The organism is Pandoraea sp. PE-S2T-3 (genome assembly GCF_002179965.1).
Taxonomy (GTDB): Bacteria; Pseudomonadota; Gammaproteobacteria; order Burkholderiales; family Burkholderiaceae; genus Pandoraea.
In genome coordinates this window covers 703591-724684 of sequence record NZ_NGUQ01000007.1, presented here as the reverse complement: position 1 = coordinate 724684, position 21094 = coordinate 703591, and the positions used below count along the sequence as shown (strand labels likewise).

Here is a 21094-nt window from a genome sequence, read left to right as displayed (position 1 = left end):
TCACCCAGACGCCACACGAGCGCCCGCCCGTTCACTCCACACACTGTCCGCTGCCATGACCATCGATGCCGATCTGCTTGCCTACTACGACCTGATGGCGCGCAAGTATCCTGCGCTGCCGGGGTCCGCCAGTCCGCAGGAAATCCGTGCCCGCTTCGCTACCGTGGCCAACGAGGCGCTGCGCCCGTTGCCCGCCGCCTTGCGCAGCGAGACCTTCGAGATTCCGTTGCCCGGTCGCAGTTTGCGTGCACGGCTCTACCGTCCGGTCGGGCGTGAAGTGCCGCTCGTCGTGTTCTTCCATGGCGGCGGCTGGGTCGTTGGTGACGTGGATACGCACGGCACGATGGCCGCGTTTCTTGCGCAGGATGGCGATGTCGCCGTGTTGAGCGTCGATTACCGGCTGGCGCCGGAGCATTCGTTCCCGGCCCCGGTCGACGATGCCCGCGAGGCGCTGGCGTGGGCGGCGGAGCAGCGCGTGCGGCTCGGCGTGTCACCGGATCGTCTGGCGGTCGCAGGCGACAGTGCCGGCGGGCATCTGGCGGCGCAGGCGGCAGCGTGGTTCAACGACCAGCACCCGGGCGTCGTGGGTGCGCAGTTGTTGATCTATCCGGTGGTGCAGTATCGATTCGACACCCCGAGTTACGAGCGTCTGGCGGACGGCGTCGGTTTGACCCGGGACGAAATGCGCTGGTACTGGAAGCAGTTCCTGAACGGCACCGAGCCGAAGGAAAGCGACGTGCGCGTCAACCTGACGGCCGAGGCCCCCAAGCATCCGCTGCCGAACACGTTGGTCATTGCCGCCGAGTACGACCCGCTGCATGACGAAGCGGTCGAGTACGCGCACTTCGTTGCGCAATCGGGTGGCCGGGCGGAGGTGATCGAAGCCGCAGGATTGACCCACAGTTTCGCTCGCCTGCAACCGTATGTGCCGCAGGCGAGACTCGTGATGCACGACGCCGCACAGCGTCTGCGCGACTGGCTGGGTTAAGCGGATGGAAAAGGCGGGCAGAAAAAGCCCGCCGAATCAGCTCACTTCAGCCACTTATCCACCACCGCCTGATATTCGCCGGTCTTCTGGGCGAGATTCAGCCACTGATCGACGTAGTTCTTGAACACGTCGTCGCCACGCGGCAGCAGGTAGGCTTTCTCGCCGAATTGCAGCGGCTTGTCGGGGTTCACCGGGCAGAGCGCCGGATTCAGCTTGTGCTGGAGCAGCGTTTCCGACGAGTCGGTCACCATCACGTCGGCCTTCCCGTCGGCGATCTGTTGGAAGATCGTCACGTTGTCCGGATAGATCGTAAGCGTGGCATTCGGCATGAACTGACGGGCAAAGCGTTCGTTCGTGCCGCCCGGGTTGGCGATGGCGCGCGTGCCCGGCTTGTTCAGATCGGCGAGCGTCTGATACTTCGCCACGTCGGCACAGCGCACGATCGGCGACTTGCCATCCACCATCACCACTCGGCTGTAGTAAGCCTTGCGGGCACGGTCGAGCGTGACCGAAACCCCACCCACGACGATGTCGCACTTGCCTGCCGTGAAATCGTCCATCAGCTTGGGCCAGCTGGTCGGCACGATTTCCGGCTTCACGCCGAGCGACTTCGCGAGCGAGGCGACCAGATCCACGTCGATGCCTTCGAACTGACCGTCCGGGCGCTTATAGGAATAGGGCTTGTAGTCGCCGGTGGCGCAGGCCCGCAGCGTGCCCGACTTCACGATCTCGTCGAGCCGTGAGGGGGCGCCGGCACCTGCCGACTGGGCTTGTGCCGTATTGGCGGCGAGCGCCGTCATTGCCATGAGGGCCACCGAGGCGGCCGCGATCATGCCTTTCATGCTTGTCTCCTGATCGTTATCTTTCCGGGCGATCCGTCTGTTGCGGATCGTGTGCCTGGCGTCACTTCTGAGGTCGCTTCTGAGCATGCTTCTGAGGATGCTTCTGGGATCGCCCCGAAGTCACTCCCGAAGCGGCGCCACAAAGTGTGCCGCCATAGTAAAGAGAGTGGGCGCCGCCGCCAATCGGGGCATGCCCGCGACATCGATCGCTACGCAACAGATGTGCCGCCCGGGGGCACTTATGCGCGGCATAACAGCGCCCCAAGCGTCCGGGCCCCGGATACCCGAGTAAAATAGCCGCTTGCCCAAATTTCAGATACCACCGCCTCGACGTGTCCCAAGCTCTGCAAAACGATACTTTCCTGCGCGCCCTGCTGCGCCAGCCGACCGAGTACACGCCGATCTGGCTCATGCGCCAGGCGGGCCGGTACCTGCCCGAATACAACGCGACCCGTGCCAAGGCCGGCAGCTTCCTGGCGCTCGCCAAGAACCCCGCCTACGCCACCGAGGTCACGCTTCAGCCGCTTGAGCGCTTCCCGCTCGACGCGGCCATCCTCTTCTCGGACATCCTGACCATTCCCGACGCCATGGGCCTCGGTCTGTCGTTCGAAGCCGGCGAAGGCCCGCGCTTTGCGCGCCCGCTACGCACCGAAGACGATGTGCGCCGCCTGCATGCTCCCGATCTCGACAGCCTGCGCTACGTGTTCGACGCCGTCGCCGAGATTCGCCGCGCGCTGCAAGGCCGTGTGCCGCTGATCGGTTTCTCCGGCAGCCCGTGGACGCTGGCGTGCTACATGGTCGAAGGCTCGGGCTCGGCCGACTACCGCACGGTCAAGACGATGATGTACGAGCGTCCCGACCTGATGACGCACATCCTCGAGACCAACGCCAAAGCCGTCAGCGCCTACCTGAACGCGCAGATCGAAGCGGGCGCACAGGCCATCATGGTGTTCGACACCTGGGGGGGAGCGCTTGCCGATGGACTCTATCAACGCTTCTCGCTCGCGTATATGCAGAAAGCGCTCGCGGGCGTGCATCGTGAGTGGGCCGGCGCGCGCATTCCGCACATCGTGTTCACCAAGGGCGGTGGCCAGTGGCTCGAAGCCATTGCCGATACCGGCCCCGACGCCATCGGCCTCGACTGGACCGTCGATCTCGCTGCGGCGCGCAAGCGCGTGGGCGATCGTTGTGCACTGCAAGGCAATTTCGACCCGACCGCGCTGTTCGCCTCGCCCGACGCCATTCGCGCCGAAGCCCGCCGTCTGCTCAATGCGTACGGCAACGCCCCGGGTCACGTCTTCAATCTCGGACACGGCATCTCGCAGTTCACGTCGCCCGATCACGTCGCGGCACTCGTCGACGAAGTGCATAGCCACAGCCGGAAGCTGCGCCAGCCGGTGTAATGACAGGTGCCGCCACGTGGCGGTGCGGGTTCGCGGGGCATTTTGCCCTGCAAACCCGACCGCCGTTACACGTTGGCAAAGTCAAGGGGAAACGGGTCGAATAACCCCTCCAATTTGCGGAGTTGTCCCAAAGACTTATGCACAAATTCTCGCTGCGCCGCCGCAACTGTCTCGCACTTTGAAGCACCCTACGACGCCGCTCATAAGCTATTGATCAAAAAGCCTTTTTGATTCACACAGAGAAACGGTGCTGCGCGATGTCAGGCCCGCGCGGCGAGGCTGCCGGGAGATAATCCCCACAGTTCTCAACATAGTTATCCACAAGCGTTTCGGGCTACCGGAAAGCCGACTCAAATCCGGGGTTTACCGGAACTTCTCAGGATTCACTTTAAGTTTGACCCGCGCCGACGATCTCCCCGAACCGTCCCTCCTTCCGCCGGAGTCCTCCGACGAAGGAGTCGCTGCGGCCGCGCCACGCGGCGGCGCCGGTGCGTTTGCCATCGCCCGCGTCGCGCTCGATACCCCGTTGCTCACGTTGTTCGACTATCGCCTCGACCAGGCCGCCAGCCCGGGGCAGTTGGTACAGGTACCGTTCGGACGACGGCAAGTCGTGGGCATCGTCTGGGAATTGACGCAGCGCAGCGAAGTCGACCCGGCCAAGCTCCGGGAAGTGACGTCTGTCTGGCACGAATTGCCCCCGTTGGGTGACGAGTGGCGCGACCTGATGCGTTTTGCCGCGCGGTATTACCAGCGCGGCATCGGTGAAGTGGCGTTGCCGGCCATTCCCGGTCATTTGCGCACGCCGATGCGCTGGTCGCGATTGCTGGCCCAGCGTGGCGTGCAGCGTTATCGCATTGCCGACGGCGCACTCGACACGTTGATGGAGAACGTCCCTGCCCGGCTGCGCGCGCAGCGACGGCTCGCCGAAGGACTGGCGCAAGCCGGGACGCTCGACGCCGATGAAGCCCGCGCGCTCTGCGCCAAAGCCGCCGACGTGCTCAAGCAGTGGGCGGCCGCGGGCTGGGTTGTGGTGGAGACTGTGCCGTTCCATGAGGCAGTACGGGAAGACGACGAAGACGTTTCGGATGACATAGCGACCGACGCCGGCGATCGCTTTTCGGCCGACGCCGTCGATTCACCTGACGGAATCGCCCCCGCATTGCCGGGCAACAAGACACTCACCGCCGGACAGGCCGATGCCGTCGCCGCCATCCACGACGCGTTGCTGTCGTCCGGCGCACGGCCACTCGACGCGGCCAACACAACAGATTCGTCCGGCGATGACACCGGCAACGCCCCCGGCACCGCCGACAAGACCGACAAGCCCGATACCCCAGATACGCCCGCCTGCGCCCCATTCCTGCTCTACGGCGTGACCGGCAGCGGCAAGACCGAGGTCTACCTGCGCGCCGTCGCCGAAGCGCTGCGCGAAGGCGACGCACAGGTGCTCGTTCTCGTGCCGGAAATCAACCTCACGCCGCAACTCGAAGGGGTGTTCCGCTCGCGCTTTCCGCACGAGACGCTCGTCACCCTGCACAGCGGACTGGCCGAAGGCGAGCGCGCACGGCACTGGCTCGCCGCGCATCGCGGTGAAGCCCGCATCGTGCTGGGCACACGCCTCGCGGTCATGGCGTCGCTGCCGCATCTGCGCCTGATCGTGGTCGACGAAGAGCACGACCCGTCGTACAAGCAACAGGAAGGTCTGCGCTACTCCGCCCGCGATCTCGCCATCTGGCGCGCCAACCGGCTGCGCATTCCGGTCGTCCTCGGCTCCGCGACGCCGTCGCTCGATAGCTGGCGGCGTGCCGAGCAAGGCCGCTACGTGCGACTGTCGATGCCGGAGCGCGCCACCCCCGACGCGGTGCTGCCACGTGTATCGCTGATCGACATGGACATCGAGCGCAAGCGTCAGCGCACCGTGCACGAGGGCCTGTCGCAGACGCTGCTCGCGGCGATCAAGGCCCGCTTCGAAGCCGGTGAACAGAGCCTGTTGTTCCTGAACCGCCGCGGCTACGCCCCAGTGCTCAACTGCGATGCGTGCGGCTGGGTCAGCGACTGCCGCCGATGCAGCGCCCACATGGTGCTGCACAAGCCCGAGCGCCGCCTGCGTTGCCACCACTGTGGCGCGGAGTCACGCATTCCGCACGCCTGCCCCGATTGCGGCAATCAGGATCTCGCACCGCTCGGACGAGGCACGCAACGCATCGAAGAAGCGCTTGCCGAGCACTTCCCTGACGCGCGGCTTGCCCGTATCGACGCCGACAGCACGCGCCGCAAAGGCAGCGCGCAAGCGCTCTTCGCACAGGTGCACGCGGGAGAAGTCGACATCCTGATCGGCACACAGATGGTCGCCAAGGGTCACGACTTCCGCAACGTGACGCTCGTGGGCGTGGTGAACGCCGACAGCGCGCTGTTCTCGCACGACTTCCGCGCCGCCGAGCGTCTGTTCGCCCAGTTGATGCAGGTGGCGGGGCGCGCTGGCCGGGCGGCACGGGCCGACGGCCCCGGCGACGTATTGATCCAGACCCGCTACGCATCGCATCCGCTCTTCGGGTCGCTCATGCGTCACGACTACGCGGGGTTCGCCGCGCAGCAACTGGAGGAACGGCGCGTCGCGCTGTTGCCGCCGTATACGCATCAGGCGCTGCTGCGCGCCGAAGCGCGCAAGCTCGACGACGCCATGGCGTTTCTCAAGCAGGCGCGCGAGATTGCCGCCGGTCCCGATCTCAACGATCCCCGCATCTCCCTCTGGGACCCCGTGCCCATGACGATGGTGCGCATCGCCGGCACCGACCGCGCCCAACTCGTGGTGGAAAGCCCGCATCGCGGCGCTCTGCAACGATTCCTTGCGGGCTGGATGGCCGGGCTGCGCGCGCTCAAGGCGCCGGTTCGCTGGCACCTCGAAGTCGATCCGCTCGAAATATAAATCGGTATATAACGTTCCGAAAATTTGACATCATCGGAAGAATCTCCGACGATGCGGGCATGCTTCGCCCTGCGTCACGTCCCCACACGCGGCGCCAGAGCACGCATCGCATCACCGCAGCGCGCACGAACACATCACAAGCTTCACCGCGCTGCCGCGTCACCCTGAAAGCACGATAAGAACGTCTACAGGAGACCTTCCGATGAAGTCGCACGCCCCCAGCGCCGCCCCCACGGCCCTCGCTTCTGCTTTGCCCGAATCCTCCGCGTCCACGCCATCTACGTGGGCAGACCTTTCCGAATCAACGATCGCCGCCACCTCTCGCCGCCGCTTTTTGCGACGCGCCGGTGCGCTGGGTGTGGGCGCAAGCCTCGCCGGCCGTGCGCTTGATACCCTCGCCGCCGTCAGTGCGCCGCAGACGGTGACGCTGCCGTTTGCCAATGGCGAGCGCGAACTGGTGGCGTATCCGCAAAAGCGCCCGCTGATCCGCCTGACCGCTCGGCCACCGCAGTTGGAAACGCCGTTCGAAGTCTTCAACGACGGGCTGATCACACCGAACGACGCGTTCTTCGTGCGGTATCACCTCGCGGGCGTCCCGACCGACGTCGATGCTGCGAAGCACCGCATCCGCGTGAGCGGCAGCGTCACCAAGCCGCTCGAAATTTCGCTCGCATCGCTGAAGAAGGATTTCGGCGCGCCGGTCGAAGTGGTGGCCGTGCATCAGTGTTCGGGCAACAGCCGGGGCTTTTTCGAGCCGCGCGTCGGCGGCGGGCAGATCGCCAATGGCGCGATGGGCAATGCGCGCTGGAAGGGCATTCCGCTCAAGCGAATTCTGGAAAAGGCCGGTGTCGCGGCCAGTGCGAAGCAAGTCACCTTTGAAGGGCTCGACCGTCCGATCATTCCGGCGACGCCCGAGTTCGTGAAGGCGCTCGACCTCGATCACGCGATGGATGGCGAGGTGATGATCGCATTCGCGATGAACGGGCAAGACCTGCCGATGCTCAACGGCTATCCGGTGCGGCTGGTGGTGCCGGGGTACTACGGCACGTATTGGGTCAAGCATCTGGCCGACATCAAGGTGATCGACACGGTGTTCGACGGCTTCTGGATGGCCACGGCGTATCGCATTCCCGACAACGACTGCAACTGCGTCGCCCCGGGGACGGCACCACAGAAGACGAAGCCGATCGAGCGCTTCACGGTGCGCTCGTTCGTGACGAATTTGACCGATGGGCAACACGTCGCAGTGGGCAAGCCGGTACGTGTGCGCGGGATCGCGTTCGATGGCGGCGAAGGCATCCGCGATGTGCAGTTCTCCAGCGACGGCGGCCAGACTTGGCAGGCGGCGAAGCTGGGCAACGAGTTGTCGAAGTATTCGTTCCGCGAGTGGACGGCGACGTTCACGCCGTCGGCGGCCGGCGAGCAAGTGTTGAAGGTACGCGCGACGAATCGCGCGGGCGTCGCGCAGCCGCTGCAATCGCTGTGGAATCCGGCCGGGTATCTGCGCAACGGCGTAGAGACCGTGCGCGTAGTTGCGGCTTGAGACGGGAGATGACCATGAATGCTTTGAAGATATCGCGCCGTCTGGCCGCTCCCGTGATGTGTGCGTTCGGCTTGCTGGGCGCGCTGGCCACCCCGGCGGCGCACGCGCTTGAGATCAAGTTGCCGCAGGAGACGGCGCAACTGAAAGCCTCGACGCTTACTGGCTATCAGGCAACCAGCGCATGGTGCGTGATGTGCCACTCGGTCGACTACATCAACAGCCAGCCGCCGATGCCAGCCGCGTTCTGGAGCGCAGAAGTCACGAAGATGGTGAAGGTCTACGGCGCGCCGATTCCGGAAGATCAGGTGAAGCTGATTTCGGAGTATTTGGGCAAGACTTACGGGACGGATGGAGGGAAGTAGCGCATCGAGTGCGATAGGGAGCGCGTGCGCTCGTGCCGCGGCTACCGTGCGAATTTCACACACGTAATGCCAGCGCCGCGCTCCTTGAGTCGCAATGACCACGCCCCGGTTTTCTTGTCGCGGTAGAAGTCTCGCATCTGGTTGGGCCATGAACATCCGTACTTGTCTTCGTCGGCGACCATTTCGCAGTGGTCCCATGGCCCACCGGCCTCTGCGTCGAGGTTGTAGACGTATCCAGAATCACCGCCCCACGACGAACAACGAAACTTCTCGATGAATCTAATCGACGCGACTCGGGGCTGGCGGTCACGCAAAATCAGCCGATCCAGATCCCTTTCATTCGCGGGGCGAGTCCAACCGGCGTATCGCTGGGAAAGCTCACCACCACCGCGACTCTTCCCGTCGGTCAAGAGATAGTCCACCCCCTGCCCTTTGGGGGCCAGACATGTGAGTTCGAAATCCGCACCGCCAACACCCCCCTCACTGTCGTTGAGCGGAATTTCAAAGGTCTTCGTCCCGGTGGAGTTGCCGTACGCCCAATCGCTGCCCCGTACTAACCGCGGCGGTTGCTTGCAATAGTTTTTGGTGACGTTGATCTGACAGGCAAAGCCGTTCCAGATTTCCATATAAACCGGCGAATGGCAGTCAGGCCTCGATCCCGTGAAACTGCCGTGTACGACGTCCCAACTCGCGTAACCCAGTTGTCCGTCCCTCTCGATTTTGTCCCGAACATCCTTGGGCACCTCGCTCGGATCTTTCGGCACGCTTCCCAATTGCCATGTGCCGTTTTGACAGGACATGACGCGGCCGTCTGCATTGAGCCCGATACCTCGCTCCTTACACGTCCCACCGACTTTGCCATCAAGCTGAATAACACCGCGCTCGGACCACAGTTTGCCCGCCGCCCAAACGTCGCCGTAACCCCAAACGTCGTTTCTCACTGTCATCGACCGTTGGTCGCTACCTATCGTCACCTCTCCTAGTTTCACCGATGCCCCGGTGCCCGCGACAGACAGGGTTCCGTTAATCGTCGCCCCGTTCCCAATCAACGTGCCCCCGGCCGATACGTTCCCTATTGCCTTCACGTCGGCATCGGCACGCACACTCTTCTTGGTGTGCACGTCACCATCGGCCGACACCTCACCTACCGCGACCACGTTCTTACCGGAGTAAATGCCCCCCTCCGCAATGACACCGCCGTCCATCGTCTTGATAAGTTCGTCGTGTTTGTCCTTTGAATACCCCGCCACCAAATTTTTAGTCGCAAACACCGATGAAGTAGTCACACGCTCGGTTGCACTGATGTTCCTCGCGCCAACGATGTCCTTGTCGCCCATTTTCAGATCTCCCTCCATCGCACGCGTCCCATCGCGTCGCAAGAACACGTCCTGCGCACTCGTCTGGTAGCCGCCACGCATCGCGATCAGTCCGGCGACCGCCGGTTGCGCCGGATTTTGCACGGTATTGACCACCGTGCCGTTCCCGTCGAGAAAACGGAAGGTCCCCGGCGCTTCATGCCGTGAGATACCGCCAAGCACGCCAAGCTTCGTCAACGCTGCCCCCGATGCCACCCAGTCCGGCTCGGTGGAATACGTGCTTTTGATCGGTGCCGAGAGATACGTGACAGCGTTGATATCGCACGGCTGCTTCTCGTCCGCGCAGTTATCGGAGTACACGACGATGTGATACTGCGCCCCGGGCAACGGCGGCGACGCCCCGATACCTTTCGCCCCGGTCGCCCGAATCAGTTTTTCCACCGTCAGGTCTTCGATGGTCGTCGCCTGAAAATATCCATTGAACTTACGCGTCAACGTGATTTCGCCCGCCGGAATTTTCAACGTGATGCGCGGGTCCTTCCCACCGAACAACGTCTTGATCTCCCCGTGGTGCTGCACCATGAAATCCTGCACGTGATTTCCCAGTACCTTGAGCGCCTCACCCACCCGCTCCCCCTTCTCGATGCGCATCTGCTGCATCTGATGCCTGCCCCAAAATGCGATCAACAATCCCACGACAGCGACGGCTATCGTGGCGCCGATCAGAAACACGCCCCGTTGTTTGCTCCGCATTGTTTTACCCCTCGCGAGTCGATGCAAGCGCGGTCGACGCCGCGTCACCCTCATCGCAGTCCCATTGAAACTCGCCATTGTGGGAGTCGCTCGCACGGCGCCTTCGTTATTTGGCGTGGAGGTTTTGCATTTGCGCCAACGCTTTGATCAATTCAGAAATGTCCGTCACTCGAAGCGACGCAGCCCCACCAGAATTGCGCTCTGGCTCTTCGTCAAGCGTCGTACTTTGCGGCGCGCGGGCCATTCTCGATATCGGGCTTGGATATGCAAAGCAAACAACGTGGTGTCTTCCTGATCGGCGCGACGATTGCCGTCGCCATCGTCGGCATGCTGCTGACACTCTGGATGAATCAGACGATGCAGGAGATGCGCATTAAGCGCGCCGAGAATATCGGTGCCTCGCTGCAAGTGATTGGCGAAGGCGTGCAGTCGTTTATCGTCAAACACCACGGAGAGATCGGCAAAGCGTTCGATGGCACTGCGCCGGTACCACTTGAGGACATCAAGGGTCTGAGCGTCGACGTCCAAAGCGAACCCAATGCCAGTTCCGGCCAGGTATTGCACTTGCGAATCGGTGCCGCCAATCTTGCCGAGCCCACCGCAGCAGACATCATTCGCATCATGAAACTGCCGGGCGTCGGCGATAAGCCACCGATGCTGGCGAACGCCGATTACGTCATCCGGATTTTCAGGCGAACGGGCGAGCGCGACATCCACGCGATCATCTTCATCAACCGGCCCCTGCGGCGCACCTACGGCACCGATACCGACTGGAACATGATGAGCACGGCGGTTCGCCAGATCGGCGTTCATGGCGGTTTTTCCAAACCGGAGAGCCCGGACAGGTTCACCTTTCCCCTCACCCCATCGTCCGACACCAACACCCCGAACGACTTGCCGAATCCGACGCCCGGCGCCGGCCTGCTCGCCATACGCGCGGGCTATTTGCTGAGCCCGCTGAACAGCTTTCTGCGTCGGGATGGTTCGCAGGCGATGCAGGGGGATCTACAGATGGGGGGAAAGGAAATTGTCGGCATCAAAGCGATTACCGGCGAGGGGCGACGGCTGACCGTCAAAGGGCAACTGACATCCGAAGAGCAGATCGTTGCCCAACAAGGCATTGAGGCATCCGGCGGCAACGTACTGGTGGGCCCGACGGCGCAGCAGTTGCTGACCAATCGTCTGGCTGCGGAAGCCGATGCAGGCGCCTCCGGTCATCTCGCCACGCAGGGATGGGCGATCGCCGGCAAAGGGATTGCCTCTGGGAAGGACGTCGTCGCGGCGGGCAAGGTTCAGGCAACCGGCGATATTGAGAGCCTCGGCGGCAACGTTATCGCCTCGCGCAGCATCATCGTTGGCAAATCAAAACTGGATCACAGCACCCTTACACTGGGCGCCCCGATTGACCTGCGCGACAGCCGATGCAGTCCGGTCGGGCAAATCGGCAGAGACTCGCAAGGCATGTTCTATACGTGCCAAAACCATGCATGGGCCTCGCTCAAGGGCGAGCGCGGCTATCAAGGCAACAAGGGGGACTCGGGTCGCCAAGGCGACACGGGCCCGATGGGGCCGGCGGGGAGACAAGCCACGACAAAGCCGCCTCGAGTCACGTATTACAAGAGCGACAACGGGTGTGTAGGTAGTGCTGCATCGTCAATCGCCCGTTCGCTCGGCATGCATCACCTGTGTGCCGTCTCAGCGATCATTGCAACCTGCGGTGGCAGTTACAACCCGAAAGTGCAGGTCATGCCTAAGGATGCATCCCCCTTCGACAAGCGATCCTATACCGACAAACGCGAATGGGTCAGCTATGTCGCCGAAGTCGAAACATCAGAGGCGGTCTGCCTCGATTTCGACTGACAATTCCCAAATCCCAAGGTGCAACCCGAATATTGACACCGGTTGCACCCACCTGAAAACCCGGTTACGATGCCGCCATTCACCCCGCTATGGGTGTCATGTTTTCGCGTCATCAGGTAACCCTCCATGGCTAACACCACTCTCGGCGTCAAGGTCGACGACGTTCTGCGCACCCGGCTCAAGACGGCCGCCCAGCAAATCGAGCGCACCCCCCACTGGCTCATCAAACAGGCGATCTTTGCCTATCTGGAGCGTATCGAGAGCGGCACACTGCCGCCGGAGCTGAACGGTGCAACCCACGCGGGCACCGAAGTCATCGATGGCCTGAACGGCGACGACACTGCGGCGCACCCCTTCCTCGAATTCGCCCAGAACGTGCAGCCCCAGTCGGTGCTGCGCGCCGCCATCACCGCCGCCTACCGCCGCCCCGAGCCGGAATGCGTGCCCGTGCTGATCGGCCAAGCCAAGCTGGCCCCGGCCACCGCCTCGTCGGCCTCGGCCCTCGCCCGCAAGCTCGTGGTCGCCCTGCGCGGCAAGAGCACCGGCGGCGGCGTGGAAGGCCTGATTCACGAATTCTCGCTGTCCAGCCAGGAAGGCGTCGCCCTGATGTGTCTGGCCGAAGCCCTGCTGCGCATTCCCGACAAGGCCACCCGCGACGCCCTCATCCGCGACAAGATCAGCAAGGGCGACTGGCACGCCCACATGGGCAACTCGCCGTCGATGTTCGTCAACGCCGCCACGTGGGGCCTGATGATCACCGGCAAGCTCGTCACCACCACCAGCGAAGCGGGTCTCACCAAGGCCCTCACGCGCCTGATCGGCCGTGGCGGCGAACCCCTCATCCGCAAGGGTGTGGACATGGCCATGCGCCTGATGGGTGAACAGTTCGTCACCGGTGAAACCATCTCCGAAGCGCTCGCCAACAGCCGCAAGTACGAAGCCCAAGGCTTCCGCTACTCGTATGACATGCTCGGTGAAGCCGCGACGACCGAAGAAGACGCGCAGCGCTACTACGCCAGCTACGAGCAGGCCATTCATGCCATCGGCAAGGCCTCGGCCGGCCGTGGCATCTACGAAGGCCCGGGCATCTCGATCAAGCTCTCGGCCCTGCACCCGCGCTACGCGCGCAGCCAGCACGAGCGCACGCTCACCGAGCTGCTGCCGCGCGTGAAGTCGCTGGCCCTGCTGGCACGTCACTACGACATCGGCCTGAATATTGACGCCGAAGAAGCTGACCGCCTCGAAATCTCGCTCGACCTGCTCGAAGCCCTGTGCTTCGACCCGGATCTGGCCGGCTGGAACGGTATCGGCTTCGTGGTGCAGGCGTATCAGAAGCGCTGCCCGTTCGTGATCGACTTCATCATCGATCTGGCCCGCCGCAGCCGTCACCGCATCATGGTGCGTCTGGTCAAGGGCGCTTACTGGGATACCGAAATCAAGCGCGCACAGGTCGACGGCCTCGAAGGCTATCCGGTCTACACCCGCAAGATCTACACCGACGTGTCGTACATGGCCTGCGCGAAGAAGCTGCTCGCCGTGCCCGACGCGATCTACCCGCAGTTCGCCACGCACAACGCCCACACGCTCTCGGCGATCTACCATCTGGCCGGTAACAATTACTACCCCGGCCAGTACGAGTTCCAGTGCCTGCACGGCATGGGCGAGCCGCTGTACGAAGAAGTCACCGGCCCGATCTCGGCGGGCAAGCTGGCCCGTCCGTGCCGCGTCTACGCGCCGGTCGGCACGCACGAAACGCTGCTCGCGTATCTGGTGCGCCGCCTGCTGGAGAACGGTGCAAACACGTCATTCGTGAACCGTATCGCCGACGAGACCGTCAGCGTCGACGAACTGATTGCCGACCCGATCACCGAAGCCGAGAAGGTGCAACCGCTGGGCGCCCCGCACGCCAAGATTCCGCTGCCGCGTGAGTTGTACGGCACGTCGCGCGCCAACTCGTCGGGCTTCGACCTCTCGAACGAACACCGCCTCGCCTCGTTGTCGTCCGCCCTGCTGGCCAGCGCCGGTACGCCGTGGCGCGCCGCCCCGATGCTTGCCGACGGCGAGCGCGTGGAAGGCACGCCGCGCTTCGTGCGCAACCCGGCCGACCTGCGCGACACCGTGGGTCAGGTGATCGAAGCCACGACGCAAGACGTCGATGCCGCCCTCGCCCACGCCGTCGCTGCCGCCCCGATCTGGCAAGCCACGCCGGTGGAAGAGCGCGCCGACTGTTTGATGCGTGCCGCCGATCTGCTTGAAGCGCATATGCCCACGCTCATGGGCCTGTGTGTGCGTGAAGCCGGCAAGTCGCTGCCGAACGCCGTCGCCGAAGTGCGCGAAGCGGTCGACTTCCTGCGCTACTACGCCGCGCAGATCCGTCAGGGCTTCTCGAACGACACGCACCGCCCGCTGGGCCCGGTGCTGTGCATCAGCCCGTGGAATTTCCCGCTGGCGATTTTCGTGGGGCAGGTCTCGGCAGCACTGGCCGCCGGTAACCCGGTGATCGCCAAGCCGGCCGAACAAACGCCGCTGATCGCCGCCGAAGCCGTGCGCCTGATGCACGCCGCCGGCATTCCGGCAGGTGCGCTGCAACTGTTGCCGGGCACGGGCGAGACCGTGGGTGCTGCCCTCGTCGCCGACGCCCGCACCAAGGCCGTGATGTTCACCGGTTCGACCGAAGTGGCCCGCATCATCGCGCGCACGCTGGCCGAACGCCTTGACGCCAACGGCCGTCCGATTCCGCTGATTGCCGAGACCGGCGGTCAGAACGCGATGATCGTCGACTCGTCGGCCCTGCCGGAACAGGTCGTGTACGACGTGCTGGCCTCGGCCTTCGACTCGGCCGGTCAACGTTGCTCGGCACTGCGCGTGCTGTGCTTGCAGGACGACATCGCCGACAAGACGCTGCACATGCTCAAGGGCGCGATGCAGGAACTGGCGATCGGCAACCCGGACCGCCTGTCGATCGACGTCGGCCCGGTGATCGATGCCGAAGCGCAAGCCGGTATCACCCGCCACGTCGAGCAGATGCGCGCCAAGGGCTTCCCAGTGGAACAACTGCCGCTGCCGGACGCCGCTCGTCACGGCACGTTCGTGCCGCCGACGCTGATCGAACTGACCGACCTGAAGGCGCTGCAACGCGAAGTCTTCGGCCCGGTGCTGCACGTCATCCGTTTCAAGCGCGCGCAACTCGACAAGCTGCTCGATCAGATCAACGGCACCGGTTATGGCCTGACGTTCGGTGTGCATACGCGGATCGACGAAACCATCGCCTACGTGACCGAACGTGCCCATGTCGGCAACGTCTACGTGAACCGTAATGTGATCGGCGCCGTGGTCGGTGTGCAGCCGTTCGGCGGTGAAGGTTTGTCTGGGACGGGTCCGAAAGCCGGCGGTCCGATGTACCTGCCGCGCCTGTTGGCGACGCGTCCGGCTGCCCTCGCACCGGAACTCAACCGCAACGAGTCGGCCCTGTCGCCGCTGGTGAGCTATCGCGACTGGCTGCATCAAGCCGGTCAATCGCAAGCCGACAGCGCGGCAGCGATCCATCGCGTCGACCGCTATCTGGCCACATCGGCCCTCGACGCCACGGCCGTCCTGCCGGGCCCGACCGGCGAGCGCAACACCTACGGTCTGGAGCCGCGCGGTCCGGTGCTGTGTGTGGCCGCCACGCCGTTTGGTGCTCGCACGCAATTGGCCGCCGTACTCGCTACGGGCAACACGGCAGTGTTCGCCGACAGCGCTGTCGCTCGCGATCTGGTGGGCGCGTTGCCTGCGTCGATCAAGGGCCGCGCTGCGGTGCTGGCCGCCGGTGTCGATGCCGCCGCAGAACCGTCGCTCGCCGCCGTGCTGTTCGAAGGTGACAGCGACGAGCTGCGCGCCCTGAACCGCCGCATTGCCACGCGTAACGGGCCGATCCTGTCGATGCAAGGCCTCGCCCCCGAAGCCCTCGCCGCAGGCGACGACTACTCGCTGGAGCGCCTGCTCTGCGAGCGCTCGGTGTCGGTAAACACCGCTGCGGCCGGCGGTAACGCCAACCTCATGACCATCGGCTGATCCGTTAGTCACGCCGGCAGGTCACGCGCCTCGCCCGTCTCGCATCCGCGGGGCGCGCGAGGCGCGATTCGTTTCTGCGCCCGCGCTCGCGGGCGTTTTCGTTTGCGCGCGATTGGCCGCGCTTGTCAGCGCGTTCGTCACGTCTTTTTCCTACGTTTACTGCGTCCGTACGTGTTCCCCGTAGTCAAGCGGGCCGCACGCATTCGCGGTATCGTCGCGCCCTCCCCCGACATCCGAAATCGGAATCCGTAACCGCCTTTGTGCGGTCAACCTGTGCCGGCGACACGTATCGCCGGCCGCTGCCGTCGCCGGCACGCGCCAACGCGTCTTTTGTCATGCCGGGAGATGCCTCCGCACGTGCCACGGCGCCGGTCAAGGAGGCTTCATGTCCCTTTGGAATCCCACGGCGGTGACCTTCACCGTCTATTTACTGCTGATGCTCGGCATCGGCTGGCTCGGCTATCGGGCAACGCACAATCTCTCCGACTACATCCTCGGCGGGCGCCGTCTCGGCAGCTTCGTCACCGCCCTCTCTGCCGGGGCCTCCGACATGAGCGGCTGGTTGCTGCTCGGCCTGCCCGGCGCCATTTATGCCGGCGGCCTGTCGGGCGTGTGGATTGCCGTGGGCCTCGCGATCGGTGCGTGGGCCAACTGGCATCTCGTCGCCGCACGTCTGCGCGTGCACACGGAGCAGTGCGGCAACGCGCTCACATTGCCCGAATACCTCACGCACCGGTTTGGCGACGGCAGCCACGTGCTGCGCATCGTGACCGCGCTGGTGATCCTGATCTTTTTCACAATCTATTGCGCGTCGGGCGTGGTCGCAGGCGCGCGCCTGTTCGAGACGATGTTCGGACTCGATTACCGCACTGCGCTGTGGATCGGGGCGCTCGCCACGATTGCCTATGTCTTCATCGGCGGCTTTCTCGCGGTGAGCTGGACCGACACCGTGCAGGCCTCGCTGATGTTCGCGGCGCTGGTGGTCACCCCGATCGCCGTCATCGCACTCGACGGCAGCCCGGCAGCGGCGGTTGCGGCCGTGACCGCCGTGCATCCGACGCATACCGACTGGTTTGGCGATCTCGCACCGCTCGGCGTGATCTCGATGCTCGCGTGGGGCTTGGGCTACTTCGGCCAGCCGCACATTCTCGTGCGCTTCATGGCAACGCGATCCGCTGCGGCCATCCCCAAGGCGCGGCGCATCTGCATGACGTGGATGGTGTTGTGTCTGGTCGGCGCCGTCGCGGTCGGCTTCTTCGGACTGGCGTTCTTCAGCGCGCGACCGGATCTCGCGGCCAGCGCAGGCGTGGCCGCCAACCCGGAGACGATTTTCATCGCCCTCACCACACAACTCTTTGCGCCGTGGCTCGCCGGCATTCTGCTGGCAGCGATTCTGGCCGCCGTGATGAGCACGCTCTCATGCCAGTTGCTCGTGTGCGCCAGTGCGCTCACCGAAGACCTCTACAAGACGTTCGCCCCCGGACACGTCAGCCAGCGCCGCCTCGTGTGGATTGGCCGGGCGATGGTGCTTGCCGTTGCCACCGTGGCAGTGCTGCTGGCGCTCGACCCGAACAGCCGTGTGCTGGGCATGGTGAGCTATGCGTGGGCCGGCTTCGGCGCCGCTTTCGGCCCGCTGGTGCTAGCCACGTTGCTGTGGCCGCGCGTCACCCGTAACGGCGCGCTGGCAGGCATTGTGGTCGGCGCGGCAACGGTGCTGATCTGGAAACAGTTCGGCTGGTTCGATCTGTACGAAATCCTGCCCGGCTTTGCGCTGGGCGGTCTGGCATTGATCGTCGTGAGCCGTCTCGACCGGGCGCCACCCCACGAGGTGGTGGCCCGCTACGAGGCCGCCGAGCAGCGTCTGCGCGACATTCAGGCCGGCCGGGAGGAAGACGCGGTGCCCGACACCCCGGCGGCGCAACCTTCGCCATAACCCGGTAGCACCTTCCATCGGAATATGTCCCTCTTGACCGGCGTGCGTAGCCATCCAATACTGCCGCGTCGGGCGCATTGTGCGTTTGATACAGATTGAATGCCGTCTCACGGCCAACCGGCGCGTGGCAGATGGCATCCCACGACAGGCGGGCCGCGGCGATCCCGCAGGCCTGCCACTCAACGACATACACATGCAAGGAGAGGGTTGATGCAATCGAAGCTTACGCTCAGCGCATTCGCGGTCGCAGGACTGATCGCGTTCGGCAGCGCCGCAAACGCGCAACAGGCGCAGGAAGTGAAGCTGGGTTTTGCTGCACCGCTCACGGGCGCTCAGGCGCACTACGGCAAGGACATGCAAAACGGCATCCAGCTCGCCATTGACGAGTACAACGCCACCAAGCCGACCATCGAAGGCAAGCCGGTGAAGTTCGTTCTGCAAGCCGAAGACGACCAGGCCGACCCGCGTCAGGGCTCGCTGGTGGCCCAGAAGCTGGTCGATTCGAGCATCAAGGGCATGCTCGGCCACTTCAACTCCGGCACGACGATTCCCGCCTCGCGCATCTACGCACAGGCCGGCATTCCCGAAATCGCCATGGCCACGGCACCGGAGTACACCAAGCAAGGGTTCAAAACGACCTTCCGCATGATGACGTCCGATATTCAGCAGGGTTCGGTCGTCGGCAACTTTGCCGTCAAGAAGCTGGGCTTCAAGAACATCGCCATCGTCGATGACCGTACGGCCTACGGTCAGGGCCTCGCCGCCGAATTCAAGAAGGCCGCGCAGGCCGCCGGCGGCAAGATCGTGCGCGAAGAGTCGACCACGGACAAGGCCGTGGACTTCACCGCCATCCTGACCAACATCAAGCGCTCCAACCCCGACGTCGTCTTCTACGGCGGTGCCGACGCACAAGCCGGCCCGCTCGCCAAGCAGATGCGCCAGTTGGGCATCAAGTCCACGCTGATGGCCGGCGAAATGGTCAAGTCGGACGCCTTCCTGAAGCTCGCCGGCGATGCAGCCAACGGCTCGGTGGTGTCGCTTGCCGGCCTGCCGCTCGACAAGATGCCGGGCGGCGCCGCTTACGAGTCGCGCTACAAGGCCAAGTTCGGCGCAGCGCCGGAAACGTACTCGCCGTATGCCTATGACGGCGCGATGGCCATGATGTCGGCCATGAAGAAGGCCAACTCGACCGACCCGGCGAAGTACCTGCCGGCGCTTGCCAAGACCGGCATGCCCGGCGTCACTACGCGTGAGCTCGCCTACGACAGCGTGGGTGATCTGAAGAACGGCTCCATCACCGTCTACAAGGTTGTCGACGGCAAGTGGACCGTGCTCGAGACCGTCGGCGGCAAGTAAGTCCTCCACCGTCCGGTAGCAACGCAAAAAGGGCTGACGATCACTCGTCAGCCCTTTTTCTATCTGCTGCGACGTAACGTATTACGTCTGATGCCCTACGAGGCGTCCGTCACCGCCGTCGGCAACGATCCTTGCGGCGGCACGGGTTTCGCAGCGCCGACGCTGGCCTGCGCCGGCCAGACATCCTTCGGCAGACACGCCCGCAGTTCCGGCGGCAGCGACTCGTGCGTGAAGACCGGCTCGGCAATCCCCGCCTTGCGTTGTGCCGCGTAGTCACGCCATGCGGCGTGGGCGTACTTGGCGAGCATCGCGATGGCAACCAGATTGATGAAGGCCATCAACGCCGCACCCACGTCGGCAAAACTCCAGACCAGCGGCAAGCTCGCCACCGAGCCCAACATCACCGCGAGCAACACCAGCGCGCGGAAGATGTGGAAACACCACGGACGCCGCGTCATGAAGTCGAGATTCACTTCGGCATACGCGTAGTTGCCCAACACGCTCGAATAGGCGAGGAAGAATACCGTCACGCCCGTGAACATGATCGCCCACTCGCCGAAGTGCGCCGCCAGCGCACGCTGCGTGAGCACGGCCCCCTCTGCCACGCCACCGACTTCGTACTGCCCCGAGAGCAGAATCATGAAGGCTGTGGCCGAGCACACCACGATGGTGTCGAAGAACACGCCGAGCATCTGCATCAGGCCCTGTTGCACCGGGTGCTTCGTGGTGGCCACCGCCGCCGCATTCGGTGCGCTGCCCATCCCGGCCTCGTTCGAAAAGAGGCCGCGTTTCACACCCATCAGCACCGCCTGACTCACCGCGTAACCGGCCACACCGCCGGCCGCCTGCCCCAGCCCGAACGCGTGATCGACGATCAGCGAAATCATGGCCGGAATCTTGTCGTAGTTGACGATGCAGACATAGGCCGCCAATCCGAGATAGATCAGCGCCATGACCGGCACGATCCACTGCGCCACGCGAGCAACGCGCCGCACGCCGCCGTAAATGATCGGTGCCGTCATCAGCACCAGCGTGATGCCGATCCAGATGCGCGACCAGCCGAACGACGCTTCGAGCGTCTCGGCAATCGAGTGCGACTGCACGGAGTTGAAGGCGAAACCGAACGTGAACAGCAGCGCCACGGCGAAAACGATGCCGAAGGTGCGCGAACCGAGTCCGATCTGGATGTAATACGCCGGGCCGCCCCGGAAAGTCTTGTCGCGATGCGCCACCTTGAAGATTTGGGCGAGCGTCGATTCGACGAAGGCGGACGCCATGCCGAGCAGCGCCGTCATCCACATCCAGAAGATGGCACCGGGGCCACCAATGGTGAGCGCGACGGCCACGCCCGCGATATTGCCGGTGCCGACACGGCTCGCCAGCCCGGTCGCAAACGCCTGAAACGGCGAGATGCCGGTGGGGCTGCCCGAACTGCGCAACAAACTGATGCTGTGCCAGAGCGCACGCGCCTGAACCCCGCCGAAGCGAATCGTGAAGTACAACCCCGCGCCAAGCAACGCGACCACCAGCGGGTATCCCGACAACACACCGCCGACGGCATCGACCATCGGTTTGAGCCATTGCTCCATTGCTGCGTCTCCTTTCGTTACCTGCGTATTAACGAACTGGCCCACAAAAAATGGGCGAAAAGACGGAGAGTGGCAAGGATTTGGCTCGAAAGGAGCAATCGGCGACGCACTTTAGGTTGATTCCCAAGCGCAATAAAAAAGCCGCGCGGCAAATACCGGGCGGCTCAAAA

At 64.1% G+C, this 21094-nt stretch carries 12 protein-coding genes; 9 read left to right on the top strand and 3 right to left on the bottom strand.

The features are described from left to right. Positions 1–55: 55 nt before the first annotated feature. A complete protein-coding gene (locus CDV46_RS05180) occupies positions 56–988 on the top strand; it encodes an alpha/beta hydrolase (RefSeq protein WP_087691008.1) in 933 nt (310 codons plus the stop codon). Between the two features lie 41 nt (positions 989–1029). On the opposite strand, the gene CDV46_RS05175 is transcribed toward CDV46_RS05180, so the two are convergent. Beyond that, complete coding sequence (locus tag CDV46_RS05175) at positions 1030–1821, bottom strand: transporter substrate-binding domain-containing protein (RefSeq protein WP_441339307.1); 792 nt, start codon at positions 1819–1821, stop codon at positions 1030–1032. Between the two features lie 341 nt (positions 1822–2162). On the opposite strand from CDV46_RS05175, the gene hemE reads away from it, so the two are divergent. The 4 genes from hemE (at position 2163) to sorB (ending at position 8064) form a co-directional block, all read left to right on the top strand. Continuing rightward, the gene (gene hemE, locus CDV46_RS05170) at positions 2163–3233 is read left to right on the top strand and encodes a uroporphyrinogen decarboxylase (protein WP_303395608.1); all 1071 of its coding nucleotides are present in this window, start codon (positions 2163–2165) and stop codon (positions 3231–3233) included. Positions 3234–3627: 394 nt separating this feature from the next. Beyond that, on the top strand, positions 3628–6159 hold the full coding sequence (locus tag CDV46_RS05165) for a primosomal protein N' (protein ID WP_087721942.1): 2532 nt from the start codon (positions 3628–3630) through the stop codon (positions 6157–6159). 202 nt (positions 6160–6361) lie between these two features. Further along, positions 6362–7702: a SorA family sulfite dehydrogenase catalytic subunit gene (sorA, locus tag CDV46_RS05160; RefSeq protein WP_087721941.1), complete on the top strand. Its 1341-nt coding sequence runs from the start codon at positions 6362–6364 to the stop codon at positions 7700–7702. 14 nt (positions 7703–7716) lie between these two features. Next, a complete protein-coding gene (gene sorB / locus CDV46_RS05155) occupies positions 7717–8064 on the top strand; it encodes a SorB family sulfite dehydrogenase c-type cytochrome subunit (RefSeq protein WP_249277681.1) in 348 nt (115 codons plus the stop codon). Between the two features lie 41 nt (positions 8065–8105). Here the strand turns inward: sorB and CDV46_RS05150 are convergent, their stop codons facing one another. Then, positions 8106–10133 (bottom strand): hypothetical protein, encoded by a 2028-nt coding sequence (locus CDV46_RS05150; protein WP_087721940.1) that lies wholly within the window; start codon positions 10131–10133, stop codon positions 8106–8108. 258 nt (positions 10134–10391) lie between these two features. Here CDV46_RS05150 and CDV46_RS05145 point away from each other — a divergent pair, with 258 nt between their 5' ends. From CDV46_RS05145 to CDV46_RS05130, 4 genes are all read left to right on the top strand, one after another. Continuing rightward, entirely contained in the window at positions 10392–11993 is a 1602-nt protein-coding gene (locus CDV46_RS05145; protein WP_140413297.1) for a hypothetical protein, read from the top strand. 126 nt (positions 11994–12119) lie between these two features. After that, complete coding sequence (gene putA, locus CDV46_RS05140; RefSeq protein WP_087721938.1) at positions 12120–16046, top strand: trifunctional transcriptional regulator/proline dehydrogenase/L-glutamate gamma-semialdehyde dehydrogenase; 3927 nt, start codon at positions 12120–12122, stop codon at positions 16044–16046. Between the two features lie 385 nt (positions 16047–16431). Then, positions 16432–17979, top strand: coding sequence for a sodium/proline symporter PutP (gene putP, locus CDV46_RS05135; protein ID WP_087721937.1), 1548 nt, complete (start codon positions 16432–16434; stop codon positions 17977–17979). 210 nt (positions 17980–18189) lie between these two features. Next, a complete protein-coding gene (locus CDV46_RS05130) occupies positions 18190–19335 on the top strand; it encodes a branched-chain amino acid ABC transporter substrate-binding protein (RefSeq protein WP_058376511.1) in 1146 nt (381 codons plus the stop codon). 95 nt (positions 19336–19430) lie between these two features. On the opposite strand, the gene CDV46_RS05125 is transcribed toward CDV46_RS05130, so the two are convergent. Continuing rightward, complete coding sequence (locus tag CDV46_RS05125; RefSeq protein WP_087721936.1) at positions 19431–20924, bottom strand: alanine/glycine:cation symporter family protein; 1494 nt, start codon at positions 20922–20924, stop codon at positions 19431–19433. Positions 20925–21094 lie beyond the last annotated feature (170 nt).